Source organism: Singulisphaera rosea (assembly GCF_054877945.1).
In genome coordinates, this window is sequence record NZ_JBTYIP020000002.1 from 353666 (window position 1) to 370723 (window position 17058).

14 protein-coding genes are annotated in these 17058 nt (G+C 64.1%); 8 read left to right on the plus strand and 6 right to left on the minus strand.

Features of this window, described 5'->3' with window-relative positions:
• Nucleotides 1–13 precede the first annotated feature (13 nt).
• Entirely contained in the window at nt 14–511 is a 498-nt protein-coding gene (gene sixA, locus ACYOEI_RS04495; protein ID WP_462848120.1) for a phosphohistidine phosphatase SixA, read from the plus strand.
• A 74-nt stretch (nt 512–585) separates the two neighbouring features.
• Here the strand turns inward: sixA and ppk1 are convergent, their stop codons facing one another.
• Complete coding sequence (gene ppk1, locus ACYOEI_RS04500; RefSeq protein WP_462848121.1) at nt 586–2784, minus strand: polyphosphate kinase 1; 2199 nt, start codon at nt 2782–2784, stop codon at nt 586–588.
• A 46-nt stretch (nt 2785–2830) separates the two neighbouring features.
• On the minus strand, nt 2831–3709 hold the full coding sequence (locus ACYOEI_RS04505) for a deoxyribonuclease IV (protein WP_462848122.1): 879 nt from the start codon (nt 3707–3709) through the stop codon (nt 2831–2833).
• 143 nt (nt 3710–3852) lie between these two features.
• Between ACYOEI_RS04505 and ACYOEI_RS04510 the strand changes: the two genes are divergently transcribed.
• Nucleotides 3853–4320, plus strand: coding sequence for a hypothetical protein (locus tag ACYOEI_RS04510; RefSeq protein ID WP_462848123.1), 468 nt, complete (start codon nt 3853–3855; stop codon nt 4318–4320).
• Between the two features lie 64 nt (nt 4321–4384).
• On the opposite strand, the gene ACYOEI_RS04515 is transcribed toward ACYOEI_RS04510, so the two are convergent.
• The 4 genes from ACYOEI_RS04515 to ACYOEI_RS04530 all read right to left on the minus strand — a co-directional run bounded on the left by ACYOEI_RS04515 (nt 4385) and on the right by ACYOEI_RS04530 (nt 10059).
• Nucleotides 4385–5089 carry an RraA family protein gene (locus tag ACYOEI_RS04515; protein ID WP_462848124.1) on the minus strand — a complete coding sequence of 235 codons (705 nt, stop codon included), beginning with the start codon at nt 5087–5089 and terminating at the stop codon, nt 4385–4387.
• Between the two features lie 113 nt (nt 5090–5202).
• Nucleotides 5203–7263: a prolyl oligopeptidase family serine peptidase gene (locus ACYOEI_RS04520; protein WP_462848125.1), complete on the minus strand. Its 2061-nt coding sequence runs from the start codon at nt 7261–7263 to the stop codon at nt 5203–5205.
• Nucleotides 7264–7290: 27 nt separating this feature from the next.
• On the minus strand, nt 7291–9111 hold the full coding sequence (locus ACYOEI_RS04525) for a MutS-related protein (RefSeq protein WP_462848126.1): 1821 nt from the start codon (nt 9109–9111) through the stop codon (nt 7291–7293).
• A gap of 588 nt (nt 9112–9699) precedes the next feature.
• Nucleotides 9700–10059 (minus strand): ASCH domain-containing protein, encoded by a 360-nt coding sequence (locus ACYOEI_RS04530; RefSeq protein ID WP_462848127.1) that lies wholly within the window; start codon nt 10057–10059, stop codon nt 9700–9702.
• A 503-nt stretch (nt 10060–10562) separates the two neighbouring features.
• On the opposite strand from ACYOEI_RS04530, the gene ACYOEI_RS04535 reads away from it, so the two are divergent.
• The 6 genes from ACYOEI_RS04535 (at nt 10563) to ACYOEI_RS04560 (ending at nt 17058) form a co-directional block, all read left to right on the plus strand.
• Nucleotides 10563–10772, plus strand: coding sequence for a hypothetical protein (locus tag ACYOEI_RS04535; RefSeq protein ID WP_462848128.1), 210 nt, complete (start codon nt 10563–10565; stop codon nt 10770–10772).
• A 580-nt stretch (nt 10773–11352) separates the two neighbouring features.
• On the plus strand, nt 11353–12468 hold the full coding sequence (gene gcvT, locus ACYOEI_RS04540; RefSeq protein ID WP_462848129.1) for a glycine cleavage system aminomethyltransferase GcvT: 1116 nt from the start codon (nt 11353–11355) through the stop codon (nt 12466–12468).
• Between the two features lie 38 nt (nt 12469–12506).
• On the plus strand, nt 12507–12893 hold the full coding sequence (gene gcvH / locus ACYOEI_RS04545) for a glycine cleavage system protein GcvH (protein ID WP_462848130.1): 387 nt from the start codon (nt 12507–12509) through the stop codon (nt 12891–12893).
• Between the two features lie 383 nt (nt 12894–13276).
• Complete coding sequence (gcvPA, locus tag ACYOEI_RS04550) at nt 13277–14629, plus strand: aminomethyl-transferring glycine dehydrogenase subunit GcvPA (protein WP_462848132.1); 1353 nt, start codon at nt 13277–13279, stop codon at nt 14627–14629.
• Nucleotides 14630–14685: 56 nt separating this feature from the next.
• Nucleotides 14686–16161, plus strand: a complete 1476-nt coding sequence (gene gcvPB, locus ACYOEI_RS04555; RefSeq protein WP_462848133.1) for an aminomethyl-transferring glycine dehydrogenase subunit GcvPB — start codon at nt 14686–14688, stop codon at nt 16159–16161.
• Nucleotides 16162–16290: 129 nt separating this feature from the next.
• The gene (locus tag ACYOEI_RS04560; protein ID WP_462848134.1) at nt 16291–17058 is read left to right on the plus strand and encodes an ABC transporter ATP-binding protein; all 768 of its coding nucleotides are present in this window, start codon (nt 16291–16293) and stop codon (nt 17056–17058) included.

Here is a 17058-nt window from a genome sequence, read left to right on the forward strand (position 1 = left end):
GATCGCCAGACTCATGAACCAGCTCTACCTGCTCCGCCACGGCATCGCCCTTCCCTTCGGCACCCCCGACATCCCCGATGACGATCGGCCGCTCACCCCCAAAGGCGAGCGGCGAATCAAGAGGATCGGGCGGACCTTGAGGCGGCTCAACCTGGACGTGGACCGGATCGTGACCAGCCCACTCCCTCGCGCCTTCCGGACGGCCGAGCTCGTGGCTGACGCCCTCGGTCTCCAGGGTCAGCTCGAAACGGCGGATGAGCTCAGGGCCGGCCGAAGCGCCGAGGCGATCCGAGACTGGGTGCTCGGCCGTCCCGAGGACCGTTTGATGATCGTCGGGCACAACCCGAGCCTGTCCGAGTTGGTGGGCCTGCTCGTCACGGGCCAGTCGAACTCGGTGATTTGCGAACTCGGCAAAGGGGGAATTGCCGCCCTCGCGTCCCAACCGGGGGCGGGGATGCGTCTCGATTGGCTGGTCCAGCCTCGCCTGATTCGGCGACTCGGTAAGTCCTGAGGTCGACGTCGTGAGCCCACCGGTCGTTGCCTTCGAAGGAGGCCGTTGCCCTTCCCTCGAAGGCAATGACTGGGTTAGGCCTCGTAAGTCCGCAACGCGGCGCCGGGCCCGCTGACGAGACTGACCGGACGAATCGGGTCGGTCGTCGAAAGCTCCCGGGCCATGTTCTGGAATTCAACCTGAGAGCGGATAACAGGCTCTCCGGGCTTAGGGGGAGGGACCCTCAAATAGGTTGCATCAGGCTGGAGGGCGCGAGCCTTGACGTTGTCCATGAGGACGACGCTGAGGATCCCCTCGACGATCCGATTTTGGAGCCTCGGATCTTCGATCGGGAACATGATCTCGACGCGACGCCGGAAGTTTCGCGGCATCCAGTCGGCCGAGGAGAGGAAGACCTGGGGGTTGTCGCCGTTCTGGAAGTAGGCGATCCGAGAGTGCTCGAGGAACTTGTCGACGAGGCTGATCACCCGGATGTTCTCCGAGACGCCGGGGACCCCCGGCCTCAGGCAGCAGGTCCCGCGCACGATCAGGTCGATCTTCACTCCGGCTCGAGAGGCGGCGTAGAGGGCCTCGATCGCGTTCGGGTCGACCAGCGAGTTCATCTTGGCGATGATCCGCGCCGGGACGCCAGACTCCGCGTGCCGCCGCTCGCGGTCGATGAGCGAAATCAGGCGGTCGGCGAGATGCATCGGGGCGACGATAAGCTTGCGCCAGGCATGACCGTGCGAATACCCTGTCAGCAGGTTGAAGAGAGCGCTCGCATCCTCGCCGAAATCAGGCCGGCACGTGAAGAAGCTCAGGTCGGTGTAGATCCTCGCCGTCGTCGGATTGTAGTTCCCGGTGCCGAGGTGAACATACCGGCGGATCCCGTCGTGGTCGCGACGAACGACCAGGGCGGCCTTGCAGTGCGTCTTGAGGCCCACCATGCCGTAGACGACATGGACGCCCGCCTTCTGGAGGGCTCGGGCCTTGACGATGTTGTTCTCCTCGTCGAGGCGCGCCTGGAGCTCGACGAGGGCCGTGACCTGCTTGCCATTCTCGGCCGCCCGCGCCAGGGCGTTGATGATCGGGTTGTCGTCCGCGGTTCGATACAAGGTCTGCTTGATCGCGAGGACCTGAGGATCCTCCGAGGCCTGCTCGATGAGCTGGACGACCGAGCTGAACGACTCGTAAGGGTGGTGTACCAGGAGATCCTGATCGCGGATTGCCGCGAAGATGTTGCTCCGGTTCGCGAGCGGGGCGACGATCTGGGGCTCGAAAGGGGCTTCCTTTAGCTCGCGGAAGCCTTCGAGCTTGCAGAGCGACACGAGGGCGGTCGGGTCGATCGGGCCGGGCACCTTGTAGACGTCGCGGTCATCGAGGTCGAGGGCGGGCGCGGTCTGGAGTTGGGCGAGAAATCCTTCATCGGCCCGGTCGGAGATCTCGAGTCGGACCGCCGCGCCCCATTTCCGCTGGCGGAGCGTCTCCTGGATCGTCGAGAGGAGGCTGCTTTTGACCTCGGTCTCCTGGATCGTGAGGTCGCTGTTCCGCGTGACGCGAAAGGCCACTCGGGCCGCGACCTTGAAGCCTCCAAAGAGAGCGTCGAGCCTGGGGCCGATCACGTCCTCGAGCAAGACGAGCCGGCGTTTGCTCCCCCCTTCGTCGGGAAGCGGGACGAGCCGGCTGAGGACCGAGGGGACCTGAAGGACGGCATAGAGCTGCCGAGGAGGATCCTGCCCGATCGTCTCGATCCGGAGGATTAGGTTGAGGCTCTTATTATGGAGGTGCGGGAATGGGTGGGCCGGATCGATCGCCAACGGGGTCAGGACGGGGTAGACCTGGCTATCGAAGTATTTGTCGAGGAACGCGCTCTGCGCTTCCGTGAGTTCCTCGTGGTCGCAAATCTGGATGCCGTGCTCGGCAAGCGCGGGGCGTATCTGGAAATGCCAGGTCTCATATTGCTTGGCGACGAATTCGTGGGCGCGCCGCGAGATCTCGGTGAGTTGAGTGAGCGGCCCCATGCCGTCGGGGGGGGTGTCCTGCGGCTCGAGGTTGTCGTACAACTGCGCTTGTAACCCCGCGACGCGGACCTCGAAGAACTCGTCGAGGTTCGAGCCGCTGATCGCCAGGAACCGGAGCCGCTCGAGGAGCGGGTTCGACGGATCCCGGGCCTCCTCGAGGACGCGCTCGTTGAACTCGAGCCAGCTTAGCTCGCGATTGATATAGAGGGTCGGGTCGGGGGGAGGGAGCGTCACCGCGATAGGTGTGGCACCGTTCAGTTGATGTTGGGACATGTCGAACCGCGTTCCCGTGACCGCTCCATCCCTCGGAGGCGCCGAGTCAGGCCGGGGTGGAGATTGGCGTTATCAATTCTCGAAGCACACGAAGGTTCCGGGCGTCGAACGCCTCGCCATGCTCGTCTGTCCCTTTCGGCGTCTCCAGGATCATCGGGATCGCGAAGAAACGAGCGTCGTTGATGAGGTGACGAAACGGCTCTAGGCCCAGGTGACCCTGGCCGATGCCCGCGTGGCGATCGACCCGGCTACCTCGCTCTCGGCGGCTGTCGTTGAGATGCCAGACGCGGACCCGGCCCACGCCGACGGCCCGGTCAAGTTCCTCGATGGTGCCATCGTACTCTTCGGCGGTCCCGAGGGAATAGCCCGCCGCGAAAATATGGCAGGTATCCACGCAAACCCCGAGCCTGTCAGGGAACTCGACCCGATCGACGATCGCGCCGAGGTGCTCGAACCGATGTCCCAAACAAGAACCCTGGCCGGCGGTCGTCTCCAGGTCGATCTTCACGGTAAGGCCGCACAACCTCCGATGGATCTCATCGATGGCCGAGACGATGCGAGTGATCCCGGCTTCGTCCCCCGAACCGGTGTGGGCGCCGGGGTGGATCACGAGGTCTTCGATCCCGAGCGCTTCACAACGCTCAAGCTCGACGGTCATCGCGTCGATCGACTTATTCCAGAGCGAATCATCGGGGCTCGCGAGGTTGATGAGGTAAGAGTTGTGTGCGACCGGGGTGCCGACCCCCGTCTCGACGAGGGCCGACCGGAAGGCTGAGATATGGGAGTCGGTCAAGGGAGGGGCGTTCCACTGATTGTTATTCTTCGTGAAGATCTGGACCGTCTCGAACCCGATGGCCCGGGCGGCCCGTACCGCGCGTTCATGACCGCCGGCGATCGACATGTGCGCCCCGAGCTTCCTTGGCATCTGTCCACGCCCTTTTCGCGATTTGGTCGGCATTCTTCCCGGAAACTCCACGAATCGTCAGCCAAATCTTGCTTATCGTTCGAGCTTCGACCTAGAATGAGTCATCCACTCGAAATTCCCTTACGATCGACGGGGTTAGCGCGATGGGCGTGATCATTTGGGGTGGGATTCTGCCGGCCTGTCTCATCGCCCTCTGGCTGATCCTCAGACGGCCTGCTCGAAAATTCGCCGAGGAAATGCACCTCGATCACGCTCGGGACCTCTTCCGCCAACAACGAGAGTGGCTGGAAGCACGGTTCCTCGGCGCGCTCGGCAAGATCGACCAGATCGAGCGGCTCCGCTGGGAGGATGCCCACTGGCACGACGAAATCCTCTGGGCACGCGATCGCCAGACCCGCCGGCTCCTCGCCCTGATCGCCGTCCACTTCGATTCCAACCCGTTCGACGACCTGCCGGATTCGCCGCTCCGCCATTCCACCGCGCTCTTCGAGTTCCGCAAGGGGCGTTGGGTTGCCGAGGGGAAGCGACTCGACGAAATCGACCCGGATGAGGCCGTTCGTCGCAACCAGCGTTTCGAGCCCGTCATGGTCCATCACCGTCGGGCGTATTGATCCAACCCTCTTACGATCCGAGAGCCGAAGGGACGGCCAACTCGGCCGTCCCCCTACCCTCCGCTCATTCGCGAATCTTGGCAGTCATCGCCTTCCGCCGGACGAGGTATTCGTCCAGGGTGAAGTCGTCCGACCGGCAGATATCCAGGAGCGGTCGTTCCATCCGCTCAACCTCCGCGCAGGCTTCGGCGAGCTTCGCGGCGACCTCGAGCGGGATGACGCAGACCCCGTGCTTGTCGGCGTGGATCAGGTCCCCGGGCCGGATCTCGACCCCCGCGAGCTTGACCGGCTTGCCGAAGTCGATCAGCCGGACGTAGGCGTGGCTGACGCATGGGTTCAGCCCGAACATCTGGAAGCCGAGGGCGTGGACCTCGTCGAGGTCGCGCGGGCAGCCGTCGGTGATGTGGCCGACGCAGCCGAGCTTCTTGTGGATCGTCGCCGTGACTTCTCCGAACTGGGCACCGAGTCCGGGCGGGTTGTCTAGATCCTGGCCGACGGCGATCTTCGGCCCCGGCTGGGCCGCGACGTATCGTAGGTAATCGCCCAGGAGATCGGGGGGCGTCTCCGTCGTGTACGAGGCGCTCGTCTGCGACGTCACGGCATAGCCCACGATCGGCCCCATGTCGGGGAACAGGCAGCGGACCTGGTGCGGTAAGAATCCCAGGTGGCGCTGCCGGATGTCGAAGACCTCGATCGCATTCGAGATTGTGGGCGTATTGTAGCGTTTCAGCGCTTCGAGCTGTTCGTCGGACAGCAACGGCGTCGACATCGGCATGACTCTCCGGCTTTGACCCAAGGCGTGGCGGGCACGACCTCGGTAGACTACACCAACCCCGCCAGCCGTAACAGACCGGCCCCCACCCGGCATCTTGGGCCTCGGGCTCAACGCCCCGGAGTCGTCGGTCGAAGTTCCCAGCGCTCCCCGAAGAAGTCGGCGGCCACGACCGCCCCAGGCGCCCTCGAATCGGGAGGGTTCTCGACGTCGACGATCGCCCAGTCGGGCAACTTGGGGACCTGCCGGGCGTTGTTCAAATAGTCGTACTCACGATAGGTGAAGCCGCTGTTGAGCACGACGTATCGGGACGGGTTGAGCGGATTCGGGAAGATCATTACCGGGACGTGACGATCGGAAGGGAACGCTCGATCGCCGACCACGATCCGCTCCTTGTCCCACGAGATCGGCAGGCGGCCGACGATCTTCTTGAGGACGGCGTTACTCTCGGGATCACCCCAGAGGACAAGGTTCGCGGACGCGATCTCCTCGTTATTCACCTCGGTGTCGTTCTTGACTCGGGCCTCGCCTCGAAACTGCCTCCGCCAGTGCTCGGTTGCGTGCCGGCTTTCTTGATCGACCCACGCGTTGATCCGAGGGTTGGGCCCCTGGCCGGTCGGCCTGACGAACACGAACGAATCCATGAACGCGTCGTCGATCGGCCCCTGGAGGTCGTGGCGTTTGTGCAAGCCCTCGGCCGGATCGGGTCCCGGAGCCCACTCACTCCCTTTTCGATGCAGTTGAAACTTCCAGGAACGGTCGGAGAACGGACGAGGCCCTCGGATCATCGTACCGTCGATATTGACTCCGACGGGTTGGTCGACCGGAAACGGGGCCCATCCGGAGGGGAATTCAAGCGTCAGCGCCGACACGTTTTCGGTCTCGAGGACGACCCCCCCCGGTCCAGGCTTCGTGCGAACTCGGGCGTTCTTCCAATGCTCGAAGAGCGCATCGACGGTCACCCAATGCATTTGGTTGTATTTGAGTGTCGGGGTGACGAACGTTAGGTCGAGCGGGAATCTGCGACGACCCGCCGAAGCCAGGCTGGCCATCCGTCGCTCGACCTCGAGCTTCGAGTCGGGGTGATACTCGTGGCCTTTGCCCGGTCCGATGATGTGGAGCAGGTCGATCCCCTCGGCCTGGAGGGCCTCGGCCATGACATCCGCCGCTTGCTTCTGCGAGTCCCGCTCACCGCTATAGGCAATCGTCGGGCATAGCCGTAGGTTCGCGGCGTACTCGGGGCAATCGTAGAGCTTCCAGAGCGTCTGCTCATACCAGGTCGGCTCCAGGGACTCGCGCTGGAAGACCTTGAGGAACTTTGGGGTCTCCGAGAACCCGGCCCCCGGGTTGGCAGCGAACCAACGGTCGGGATAGTGGACCGCGAACTGCCAGGCCGCCGCGCCCCCCATCGAGAAACCTCGGACGGAAATCCGATCGTCGTCGATCCGGTACTGCCACCTCACGGCCTCGATCGCCTCGAGGACGTCGACCTCGCCCGCGAACTTGAAGGCGTTGCAGTATCGCCCATACGGGTGGAGGACGATCGTCCCGGGGGGCGTGAACAGGCCGCGCTGGCGGCGATGTTCATCAAGGAAGTTGACCTCGCTCAAGGTCTCGCCCCGGCCGTGGAACCAGACGTCCAGCCGGTATCGGTCTTCCCCGCGATGGATCTCCGACTCGAGCGTCGAGCGCTCCCCGACCCGTTCCGGCCCCGGGATCACGAGCCCGTATGGCTGGACCGACCCGTCGATCCGAGAGACATACCCACGGACCACCAATCCTGTCTGCGAAGCCCAGGGGGCCGAGCCGGCCAGCAATTGCTCGGCGCGGAGCATCCCGACGTCGAGGAGCTCCCTGGCCTTGCCGATCTCATTGGTTTTGAAGAATTCTTGATACGTCAAGGCGTCGTGGACTGCCTTGTGGAAGATTCGAACGTCGGGGATCAAGGCGGCGATATTCGGATCTCGGATCGCGTCCAGCTTGCGTATTTGGTCGCCAAGGTCCGCCAGCTTCGACTCGAGGGCCTTTCGATCCTCGGGGGCGACGGCAATACCCAGGGCCGGCACCCGTCGGACTGAGGCCGGCTTATTGTCGTCGAGGCCATCCGCCTTCGAAGGATAGGCCGATCCGAGGAGCAGGGCGACGGTCAGGAGGTTCCACCGCGATGTCATGACGAGGCTCCGTTTTCGTTGCCGAACTCAAACCTCAAGCCCGACCGCACGCATGAGGGCCAAAGCATTGCTCTTGCGGACCACTCCGGGGCGCATCTTGTAATCGAAGTGGAGGGCGCCGTCTTCGAACTGGTCCTCGAAATGGACGTTGACCGCGTGGGTGCCGATCTGTTCGACGATCGCGGCGAGGGCCAGGTCGTGGGTCGTCACCAGACCGATGGCACCACGGTCGAGCAGGCCCCGGACGACGGACTCCGCGCCGACCCGGCGATCGTGCGAATTGGTGCCGTGGAGCACTTCATCGAGCAGGAACAGGACGGGCCGAGGCCCCTGGGTCAGATCGACGACCTGCCGAAGCCGCGTGATCTCGGCATAGAACCGCGACTTACCCGCCTGGAGAGAGTCCTGAATCCGGAGGGTCGCGCCGATCGAGAGCGGAGAGACACGACAATGCACGGCCCGAACAGGCGCACCCGCGAGCGCCAGGACGACGTTCACGCCGACGGTGCGAAGGAACGTGCTCTTGCCCGACATATTCGACCCGCTGATCACGAACACTCGCGGTGATTCGCCGATCGACACATCGTTGCGGACGCAGGCGGATTCGGAGATCAAAGGGTGGCCAAGTTCGGCCGCCTCGACGACCCGACCGTGCGGCTCGATGGTCGGGAACGGGTCCGCGGGGTTCTCCCAGGCATACGACGCGAGGGCACAGAGCGCCTCGAATTCGCCGACGGCGGCCAGCCAGCGGGCGATGTCGCGCCCGGATCGGCCACGCCAGGCATCGATCGCGATTGCACATTGGAGAGCCCAGAGTAAGACGATCGCCAGCGGCATGAAGAGCTGATTCTTCTGGGCATCGAGGAGGTTCAGGAGACTCGCAAGGCGTGCGATCCTGTGCGACGCGACTTCACCATCCCGGACGAACGCGTCGTGGATCTGACGCAACTTCGGGCACGTAAACGGCTCGCGCTCGAGCCGTTCCAGGAGGCTCGAGAGGAGCACGAGTTCGTGGGTCCTTCGATCCAGTGCGGAGAGGACTTTTTTGATGCGTCCCGCCGTGGCATACATTAGGGCAGCCAGGGGGATGAGGCTCAGGACGAACAGCCCGGGCTCCCACTCGAAGACCGACCAACCGACCAGGACCGCCAGGCAGATCGCGGAGAACAGGCCCGCGATGATCCAGATCGTCGGCCCTCGGAAGACGCGGGGCGAGGCGCCCCAGGCCGAGAGTTCTTCGGGGTCGATGCCGGCCCTGACGTCGGAGCCGAGCAGTTCCAGGTCTTCGCGGAGGTCCAGGCGATTCCGGAGCTCCTCGACGGCCGCCTGACGCATGCCGACTTCTTCGGGTGACGCCGGTCCGAGGAGCCACGTCGCGAGGGTATCCTCGCCGGCCCTCGTCCTCGCGGTGCAGAGTCGCTCGAAGAGAGAGCCGGTGCCGAAGAGGTCGAGGTCCGCCGCGTAAGGGTGCTCGACGTCGAGGAATCGTGCGCCGGACTCTCCCTTGCCGGACCAACGATCGTCCAGACGGTCCAACCCGCGCTCGTAAAACTGGACCGCTCGCTGCGCCCTCCGACTCGCTCGGTTCGCCTTCGCGTGGAGGATCAGGAGCAGGATGAAGCCGACGATGGGAAGGAGAAGCCAGCTTCCTGCAATCCGGCCAGAACCCCACGCCGACCAGGCGACGAACCCCGCGATGAGGAACACGACGAGCCGGAGCTCGGTGATGACCCGCTCTCGGAACGTTTGTTTGGCGAGGGTCTTACGGCGATCATCCAGTCGCTTCGAGTACTCGTCGCGACGCTCGGCGCGATTGGCGACCCGCGACTCGGGTTGGGAAGGGCTCACGTCTCAATTCCTGGGGGACCGGGGGGTTCGATTCGGTTGCTCGGGAATGCCCGGTCACGAGGCCCTCCTCCGCCGACCCGGCTCCTCGGCCGGTCATCCCTCGTAAGGTAACCCACGCGCCTTCGCCTCTCAAGGCGTCGGACAGTGGCCGGATGGTTAGGCTGCATCACCAGGAGGACGATCCCGAGGACCGGACCAAGGCGGCACAAGGTGTCGTGTATGAGCATAGTCCAATGTCGCGCGTCGACGATCGAAGCCTCCATGTCCGGTACGAACCACATGCGGAATCGAGGTTTGTTCTGAGGGAGGCTTGACGAAACGTCTTCGGGGTACCGGACAATCCCCAAAGGCTGTTGACGATGCGGTTTTCACGATTTCTTAACGCAACAATTTTTATTCATATCATGAACTCAGTTTTTCCTCTGCCACATTTTTGATGATGTGGTTGCGAACGACCTTGCACCTACGTTAGATAAAATGCCGTGAACGCGACGGGGCCGCCCCGAGGCACTGGTTTGGGGCTTCGGCTCGAGTTGAGGTTCGAGGTTGGGGCCGCTTTGATGAGCACCCGTGCGAGTAACGAAGGCGCTAGGGCTCGCTCCCTTCGGCGTATTCGAATTCGATCCGGGTCACGATCATTTCCGGATGAACCCCCGAGGACCTCCCGAGCTCGCAGAACTTCGAGACGAATTCCGACGGAGAAAGTTTGGGAAAGCCCTCGCGTCGGCAGTCCGCCTCGTCGATGGCGTTCAGGGGTTCTCTCCGGACGGAGACGACCCTGATCAGGCCCAGGTCCTCCCCTCGTTCGCCTTTCTTCGAGCCTTCGGGGCGCGCGACAACCTTGAGGATGTCTCCAGGGCGGAGCGTCGACCAACCGAGACGTCTGCTGACGGTCTTCGTCCGGGCTCGGAATTCGTCCGAAGTGAGTGGGAATGAAATAACGCGCATGCCACTTCCAAAATGAAGGGCCGGGACAGCCGCAACCTGAGACACATTCCTCTGCTGGCCTAATGACTTAGGCATACAGTCGGCATCGGTCTTGCTGTCCTCAGCCGGATCGAATCGCAGTGCGAGTCCGATGGCTTTGACGACGAGGTTCCCAGGGTGCCAACAAACCCAGCACCACTTCCTTGGCTCTTAGCGCTGGTCGCCGTCCTGGCGGCATGGGGGGGTCTTCTCGAACCATGGCCAGCGATCTCAATCATTGCAGGATCCGTGCCCATGATCTGGCGTTGGAGTGCTGACCGGAAACGTTGGGCCTCAATCGCGTGGCTTGCTTACGTTGCAACACTGGAAGCCTTCCTCCTCCGCGAGACGGTCGAGCTCTCGAGAGGGCTGGATGCATGGCGTCCGATCGTCTCGGCGGCCTGGGTTGCCTGCTGGGGGCTCTCGGCGGGCGCTTGGATTGCTTCGATGACGACAGAGAAAGGGTTGGCCCCGGGAGAAGCCCCTTGAGCCCCGTCGACCACGATCCGGCACTCCTGGCCGCAATTTGCCTCTTGCTCACCATCTACCGTGCCTCCGAGATGACGGACGCCGAGGCCCGCCGCGAACTCCTCAGTGATTTGAAAGTGTTCCTCCCCGCCGGCGCGGTCGATCCCCATACCTACGCGACAATCCTCGCGAAGTGGCAACGGGCGATCGACGAGGCGCCCCAGTAGCCCTCCGAAGCCTTCCTTATGCCAAGTCGAGCCAGGAGGGGGATCGATCACACCACTTTCACAGGGTGATGTGTCGCGGTGGCATCGTGTCCAGATTCAATAGTGAACGAATTACCAATACGAGGATAGTCCGCGATCGAAGGGGCGTTGTACTCCTCCTTTTTTTGCTGGCCGAGTCGATAGCGATGCCCGGCCTCAACCGGTGCCGACGAAGCTGTCAACTGCCAGGAGGCGTGCAAGGAACTTTCCTACTCAACAATCGGGCAAGCCACAAACCCCGAGTTCAATAAAAAATCAAGCAAGAATTCACTTCTGATATTAAATAGAGTCCAAGCGATTCTATCGAAAATTTTCTCGAATCGGACGTGAACAGCCTCTGCACCGGGAAAGAGGTCGAAGGTATTCCTTTCAACGGGCCCGCCATTGGGGCCGCGGGGTGACTCGCCGGTTGCGAACGGCGTGGACTGAGCGGCGACACAGGTTGTCGAATCTCCGCTCGGGAAGCTACAATCTCTTGCCTAAGGTCCCCCGGCGGTGATGACTCGACTCTCGGCTTTCTCGGCGTCTAAAGGAACCCTGTATGTCGTTCGAGACCCTCTTGCAGACGCCGCTGCACGACTGGCATCAATCCCACGGTGGTCGGCTGGTCGACTTCGCCGGTTGGTCCATGCCGGTCCAGTACACGTCGATCGTCGAGGAACATCAGGCCGTCCGACAGCGTGTCGGCCTGTTCGACATCAGCCACATGGGGCGACTGACGTTCGACGGTCCCGACGCCTTGGCCTGGCTCGAACGTAGTACGACGAACCACGTTGCAAAACTCGTCCCGGGGCAGATCCAGTACAGCCTGATGGCCAACGGCGGCGGAGGACTGATCGACGACATCCTCGTCTATCGCCTCGAGCACGGCTATTGCGTCGTCTGCAACGCGTCCAACCGCGGCGCGGTCGTCGGCGAATTCGAGCGCCTGCTCGGCACGAGTCACGCAAGCATGGTCGACCGGACCGGCGATACCGCGATGATCGCCGTCCAGGGGCCTTTCGCCTTGGAAACGGTCCGGCCCCTCTTCAACGCCCCGTTGGAAACCCTCAAGTATTATCACGTGACGATGGGGCGAGTGCTCGGCGAGGTCGATACCGTCCTGAGCCGAACCGGTTACACGGGCGAGGACGGCATCGAGTTGATCGTCCCCGCGGAGCGTGCGGTCCAGGTTTGGGAGGCCTTGCTCGAATCCGGCAAAGCCCGGGGGATCGCCGCTTGCGGGCTCGGGGCACGCGACACCCTCCGATTCGAGGCGGCGATGCCGCTCTATGGGCATGAACTCTCGGAGACGACCAACCCCTATGCGGCGGGCATCGGCTGGGCCGTCAAGCTCGGCAAGGGGGAGTTCGTGGGGCGCGAGGCGCTCGTCGGATTCAAGTCCTCGCCCGGGCTGGCCCGCGTCGGTCTTCGTCTCGATGGCAAACGAATTGCCCGACAGGGGAGCGTCGTCCGTCTCGACGGGCAAGAGATTGGCCTCGTCACCTCCGGCACGTTCTCGCCGACGCTGGGACAAAGTCTTGCCATGGCCCTGGTCGCCCCCGACATTGCCGTCGGGTCCCGAGTCCAGGTCGACGTCCGGGGCCGTGACGAAGCGGCCGAGGTCGTCGCGATCCCCTTCTATCGACGGCCGGAATCTGGCCCGACCTCCCGCTGAACCCCCATCTTCCAACGTCCTCAAGGACTATTCAATCCATGGATCCGAAGACGCTCCGTTACGCCGCCTCCCATGAGTGGGTGTCTATCGAAGGAGACCTCGCCACCGTCGGGATCTCGAAGTTCGCCGTCGACCAACTGACCGACCTCATCGTCATCGACCTCCCCACGGTCGGGGCCAAGCTCACCGCCGGGAAGAGCTTCGGCGAGGTCGAGAGCGTCAAGGCCGTCAGCGACCTCTATGCCCCGATCAGCGGCGAAGTCGTTGAAGTCAACTCGGCGCTGGCGAGCAACGTCCAGCTTCTCGCCGAAGATCCCTTCGGCAAAGGGTGGCTCGTCAAAGTTCGCGTCGAGCGCAACCCCGAGACGTCGGAACTCTTCGACTTCGACGCGTACGAGAAGAAGGTCGCGGACGAAGGACACTGACAAACGACCCTGACCGCCAGAATCTCGGCCGGCTCGTCGAGTCTCCCGCTCGGGCCGGCCACCAACCCCGGTTGATCCGACCGATTCTCACCTGGCTCGAGTTCGATTCGAATCGAACTCGACGGGAATGCCGCCCGTGAGTTCGTTGGGCGAAACGTCACAGGGTGATGTCGGCCGTGCGAGGGGCCGGAGCGTACTCGAACGAGCACGACCGTGCTTTTCCGCACCCGTGTCAGTCCCGGGCTTCGACCCACTTCCGGATCCGTCAAGAGACGGCCGTCGTGTCTTCTGCAAGCGAGACCGGCGCGACACCTCGACTCCCGATGATCTGGTCCGGCCCCATTCGAGGCCCTGGCCGGCATCTCGCATGGATTGAGTTTGAAATGGCGTATATCGCGAATACCCCCGACGACGTGACGATCATGCTCGAGGCCATCGGCCTCACCTCGATCGACCAACTGTTCGACATGATCCCGCCGGAATTCCGGCTCCGACGCCCCCTGAACATCCCCAGGGCGCTCAGCGAGCTCGAGTTGACCGAAGAGATCGGCAGCTTGCTCGCGAGGAATGCCGGGGCCGATATCCGCCCCTGTTTCCTCGGTGGGGGCAGCTACGACCACTTCATCCCCGCCGTCGTCGACCAACTCGCCTCGCGGGGCGAATTCTACACCGCCTACACCCCCTACCAGCCCGAAGCCAGCCAGGGGACCCTGCAAGCGACCTTCGAGTACCAGACCTTGATCGCCCAACTGACGGGCATGGACGTCTCCAACGCCAGCCTTTACGACGGCGGCTCGGCCGTCGCCGAGGCGGTCCTCATGGCCCTCACCGTGACGCGGAGACTCGGGCGGGTCGTGGTCGCCGGCACGGTCCACCCCGAGTACCGCCAGGTGCTCGCGACCACGACCGCGAACCTCGAGCCCGAACTCGTCACCGTCCCGCCCGAGGCGGGTCGGGTCCGCCCCGAGGACGTTCTCGCGGCCGTGACCGACGAGACGGCCGCCGTGGTGCTCCAGTACCCGAACGTCTTCGGGCAGCTCGAGGACGTCGAAGCGATCGTCGAAGCGGCCCACAGAAAGGGAGCCTTGGCGGTCGTGAGCGTCGACCCGATCAGCCTGGGACTGCTGCAAAGCCCCGGTACCTACGGCGCAGACATCGTGGTCGCCGAGGGCCAGGGGTTGGGGAACCCGATGGCTTATGGCGGCCCCTACCTCGGCATCATGGCCTGTCGCGAGGACTACGTCCGCAAGATGCCGGGGCGGATCGTCGGGCAGACGACCGACCGCCACGGCAAGCGTTGCTGGGTCCTGACGCTCCAGACCCGGGAACAGCACATCCGGAGAGAGAAGGCCACGTCGAACATCTGCACGAACCAGGGGCTGCTCGCCCTCCGCTCCAGCATCTATCTCGCCGCGCTCGGGCCGAACGGGCTCCGGCAGGTGGCCGAGCTCTCGACCCGCAAGGCTCATTACGCGGCGGAACGGCTCGGGGCGATCGACGGCCTCTCGCTCGCGTTCGACGGGCCGTTCTTCAAGGAATTCGTCCTCCGATCGACCAAGGATCCGGCGCGCGTGCTGGCCGAAGTCGGCCGCCTGGGCTTCCATGGTGGGATCGCCCTGAGTCGTTGGTCGCCGGAATGGGCCGACCTCATCCTCGTGGCCGTCACCGAGAAGCGGACCAAGGCCGAGATCGACGGCCTGGCCTCGGCTTATGAACACGCCCTGAAGCACGCCTGAAACACCGGACCCGACGTCGGAGACCGCCGACGATCTAGAGATATTGGAATTTTCCGATGTACAAGCTCGACCCGCCCTCACTCCTCTTCGAGTCCAGCCGACCCGGGCGCCGGACGTCGTACTTCCCCGCCGCCGACGTGCCGGATCGCCCGATCGGCGAGCTGATCCCCGACGCGCATCGATCGGGCACCCTGCCCCCCCTGCCCGAGCTGAGCGAGCTCGACGTGGTCCGTCACTATACGAACCTGTCGGCCTCGAATATGTCGATCGACTCGAACTTTTATCCGCTCGGGTCCTGTACGATGAAGTACAACCCGAAGCGGAACGAGCGGCTCGCCGGCTTGCCGGGCCTGGGGGCCCAGCATCCGTACCAGGACGAGAGCACGCTCCAAGGTCTGCTTGCGATCCTTTACGACCTCCAGGAGATCCTCGCCGAGATCGCCGGCCTCGACGCCGTCTGCCTCCAGCCAGCGGCGGGCGCCCACGGCGAGTTGACGGCCCTGTTCGTGGCCGCGGCCTACTTCCGCGACCTGGGGCAGACTCGGACCAAGGTCCTGATCCCCGACAGCGCCCACGGCACCAACCCAGCCTCGGCCCACCTCGCCGGCTTCGACGCCGTCACGATCAAGAGCGACTCCCGAGGGCTCGTCGACCTGACCGACTTCAAGTCCAAGCTCGACGACTCCGTCGCCGTGTTCATGATCACCAACCCGAACACGGTCGGCCTCTTTGACCCCCAGGTGGGCGAGATCGCCCGCCTGTTGCACGACCGGGGGGGGCTGCTCTATCTCGACGGCGCCAACATGAACGCGATCCTCGGCGCGGTCCGGCCCGGCGACATGGGGGCCGACCTCATGCACTACAACCCGCACAAGACCTTCTCAGGGCCCCACGGCGGCGGCGGCCCAGGTGCCGGACCGATCGCCGTCCGGGCCCCGCTCGCCCCGTACCTGCCCGCCCCCCTCGTCGCTCGCGACGACGAGGGGACGTACCGGCTCGACGACGACCGACCCCGATCGATCGGCCGGGTCCGCTCGTTCTTCGGCAATACCGGGGTCCTCTTCCGCGCATACTGCTACATTCGGACTCAAGGGCCTGAGGGGCTGAAGCGGGTCGCCGAGCACGCGGTCCTGAACGCCAACTACGTGAAGGCGCTGGTCCGAGACCTCTACCCCGTCCCGTTCGGCGACCGTTGCATGCACGAGTTCGTCGCCTCGGCTCGGGGCATGGCACGCGATCGTGGCGTCCGCGCGATGGACATCGGCAAGCGGCTCATCGACTACAACATCCACGCGCCAACAGTCTACTTCCCCCTGATCGTCCCCGAAGCGTTGATGATCGAGCCGACCGAGACGGAGAGCCGGGAGACCCTGGAGGCCTTCGCCAAGATTCTGCGGACCATCGCCGAGGAAGATCCCCAGACGCTCCACGACGCCCCGGTCTCGACCCCGATCAATCGGCCCGACGAGGTCAAGGCGGCGAAGAGTCCGATCCTGAAATGGACCCCCGATGCCGTTCCCTCCGCAGGTTGAGCGTCCGATTCGAATCCGGCGGAATCGTGGCCGGTGACTTCAAGGCTTCGGCGCCTTCGGACAAGGGCGACGGTTGCCCTCAGGCGTCGACGTGCTCTCGGCCCCGGAACCGCTCGAGAGGTACACAGGATGTCGATCGTCGTCGAGGACTTCCACAAGAGCTATGACCGGACCGTCGCCGTCGCCGGGATCTCATTCCGGGTCGAGCCCGGCGAGATCCTCGGCCTCGTCGGGCCGAATGGTGCGGGGAAGACCTCGACGATCCGCGCCCTGGCCGGGATCCTCAACCCGACCCGTGGACGTCTCTTCATCGACGGCCACGACGTCGAGCGCACCCCGCTTGCCGCCAAAGCGGTCCTGGCCTACATCCCGGACGACCCCGCCCTGTTCGAGAGCCTGACGGTCTGGGAACACCTCCAGTTCGTCGCGAGTGCCTACCGAGTGCGAGATTGGGTGAAGAAGGCGTCGAGCCTTCTGGAGCAATTCGCGTTGCTCGAGAAACGCGATGCACTCGCCTCCGAGCTCTCTCGAGGGATGAGGCAAAAGGTCGCGATCTGCTGCGGCTACCTCCACGACCCGAGGGCGATCATCCTCGACGAGCCGCTGACGGGTCTCGACCCGAGGGGGATCCGGAACCTGCAAGAGTCGATCCGTGACAGGGCCGCCTCGGGCGCCTCGGTGATCGTGAGCTCGCATTTGCTCGCTCTCGTGGAAGACCTCTGCACCTCGATCCTGGTCCTGCATCGTGGCCGAGTGCTCTTGCACACAAGCCTCGAGGATCTCCGCCGCAAGCTCGCCGAGGACGGGCGTTCCGACACCTTGCAGGACCACTTTTTCCGGCTCACCGAAGGCCAAGAGTCGAGAGTTGCCGCCCACGCCCGAGGGTCGGAGAACTGA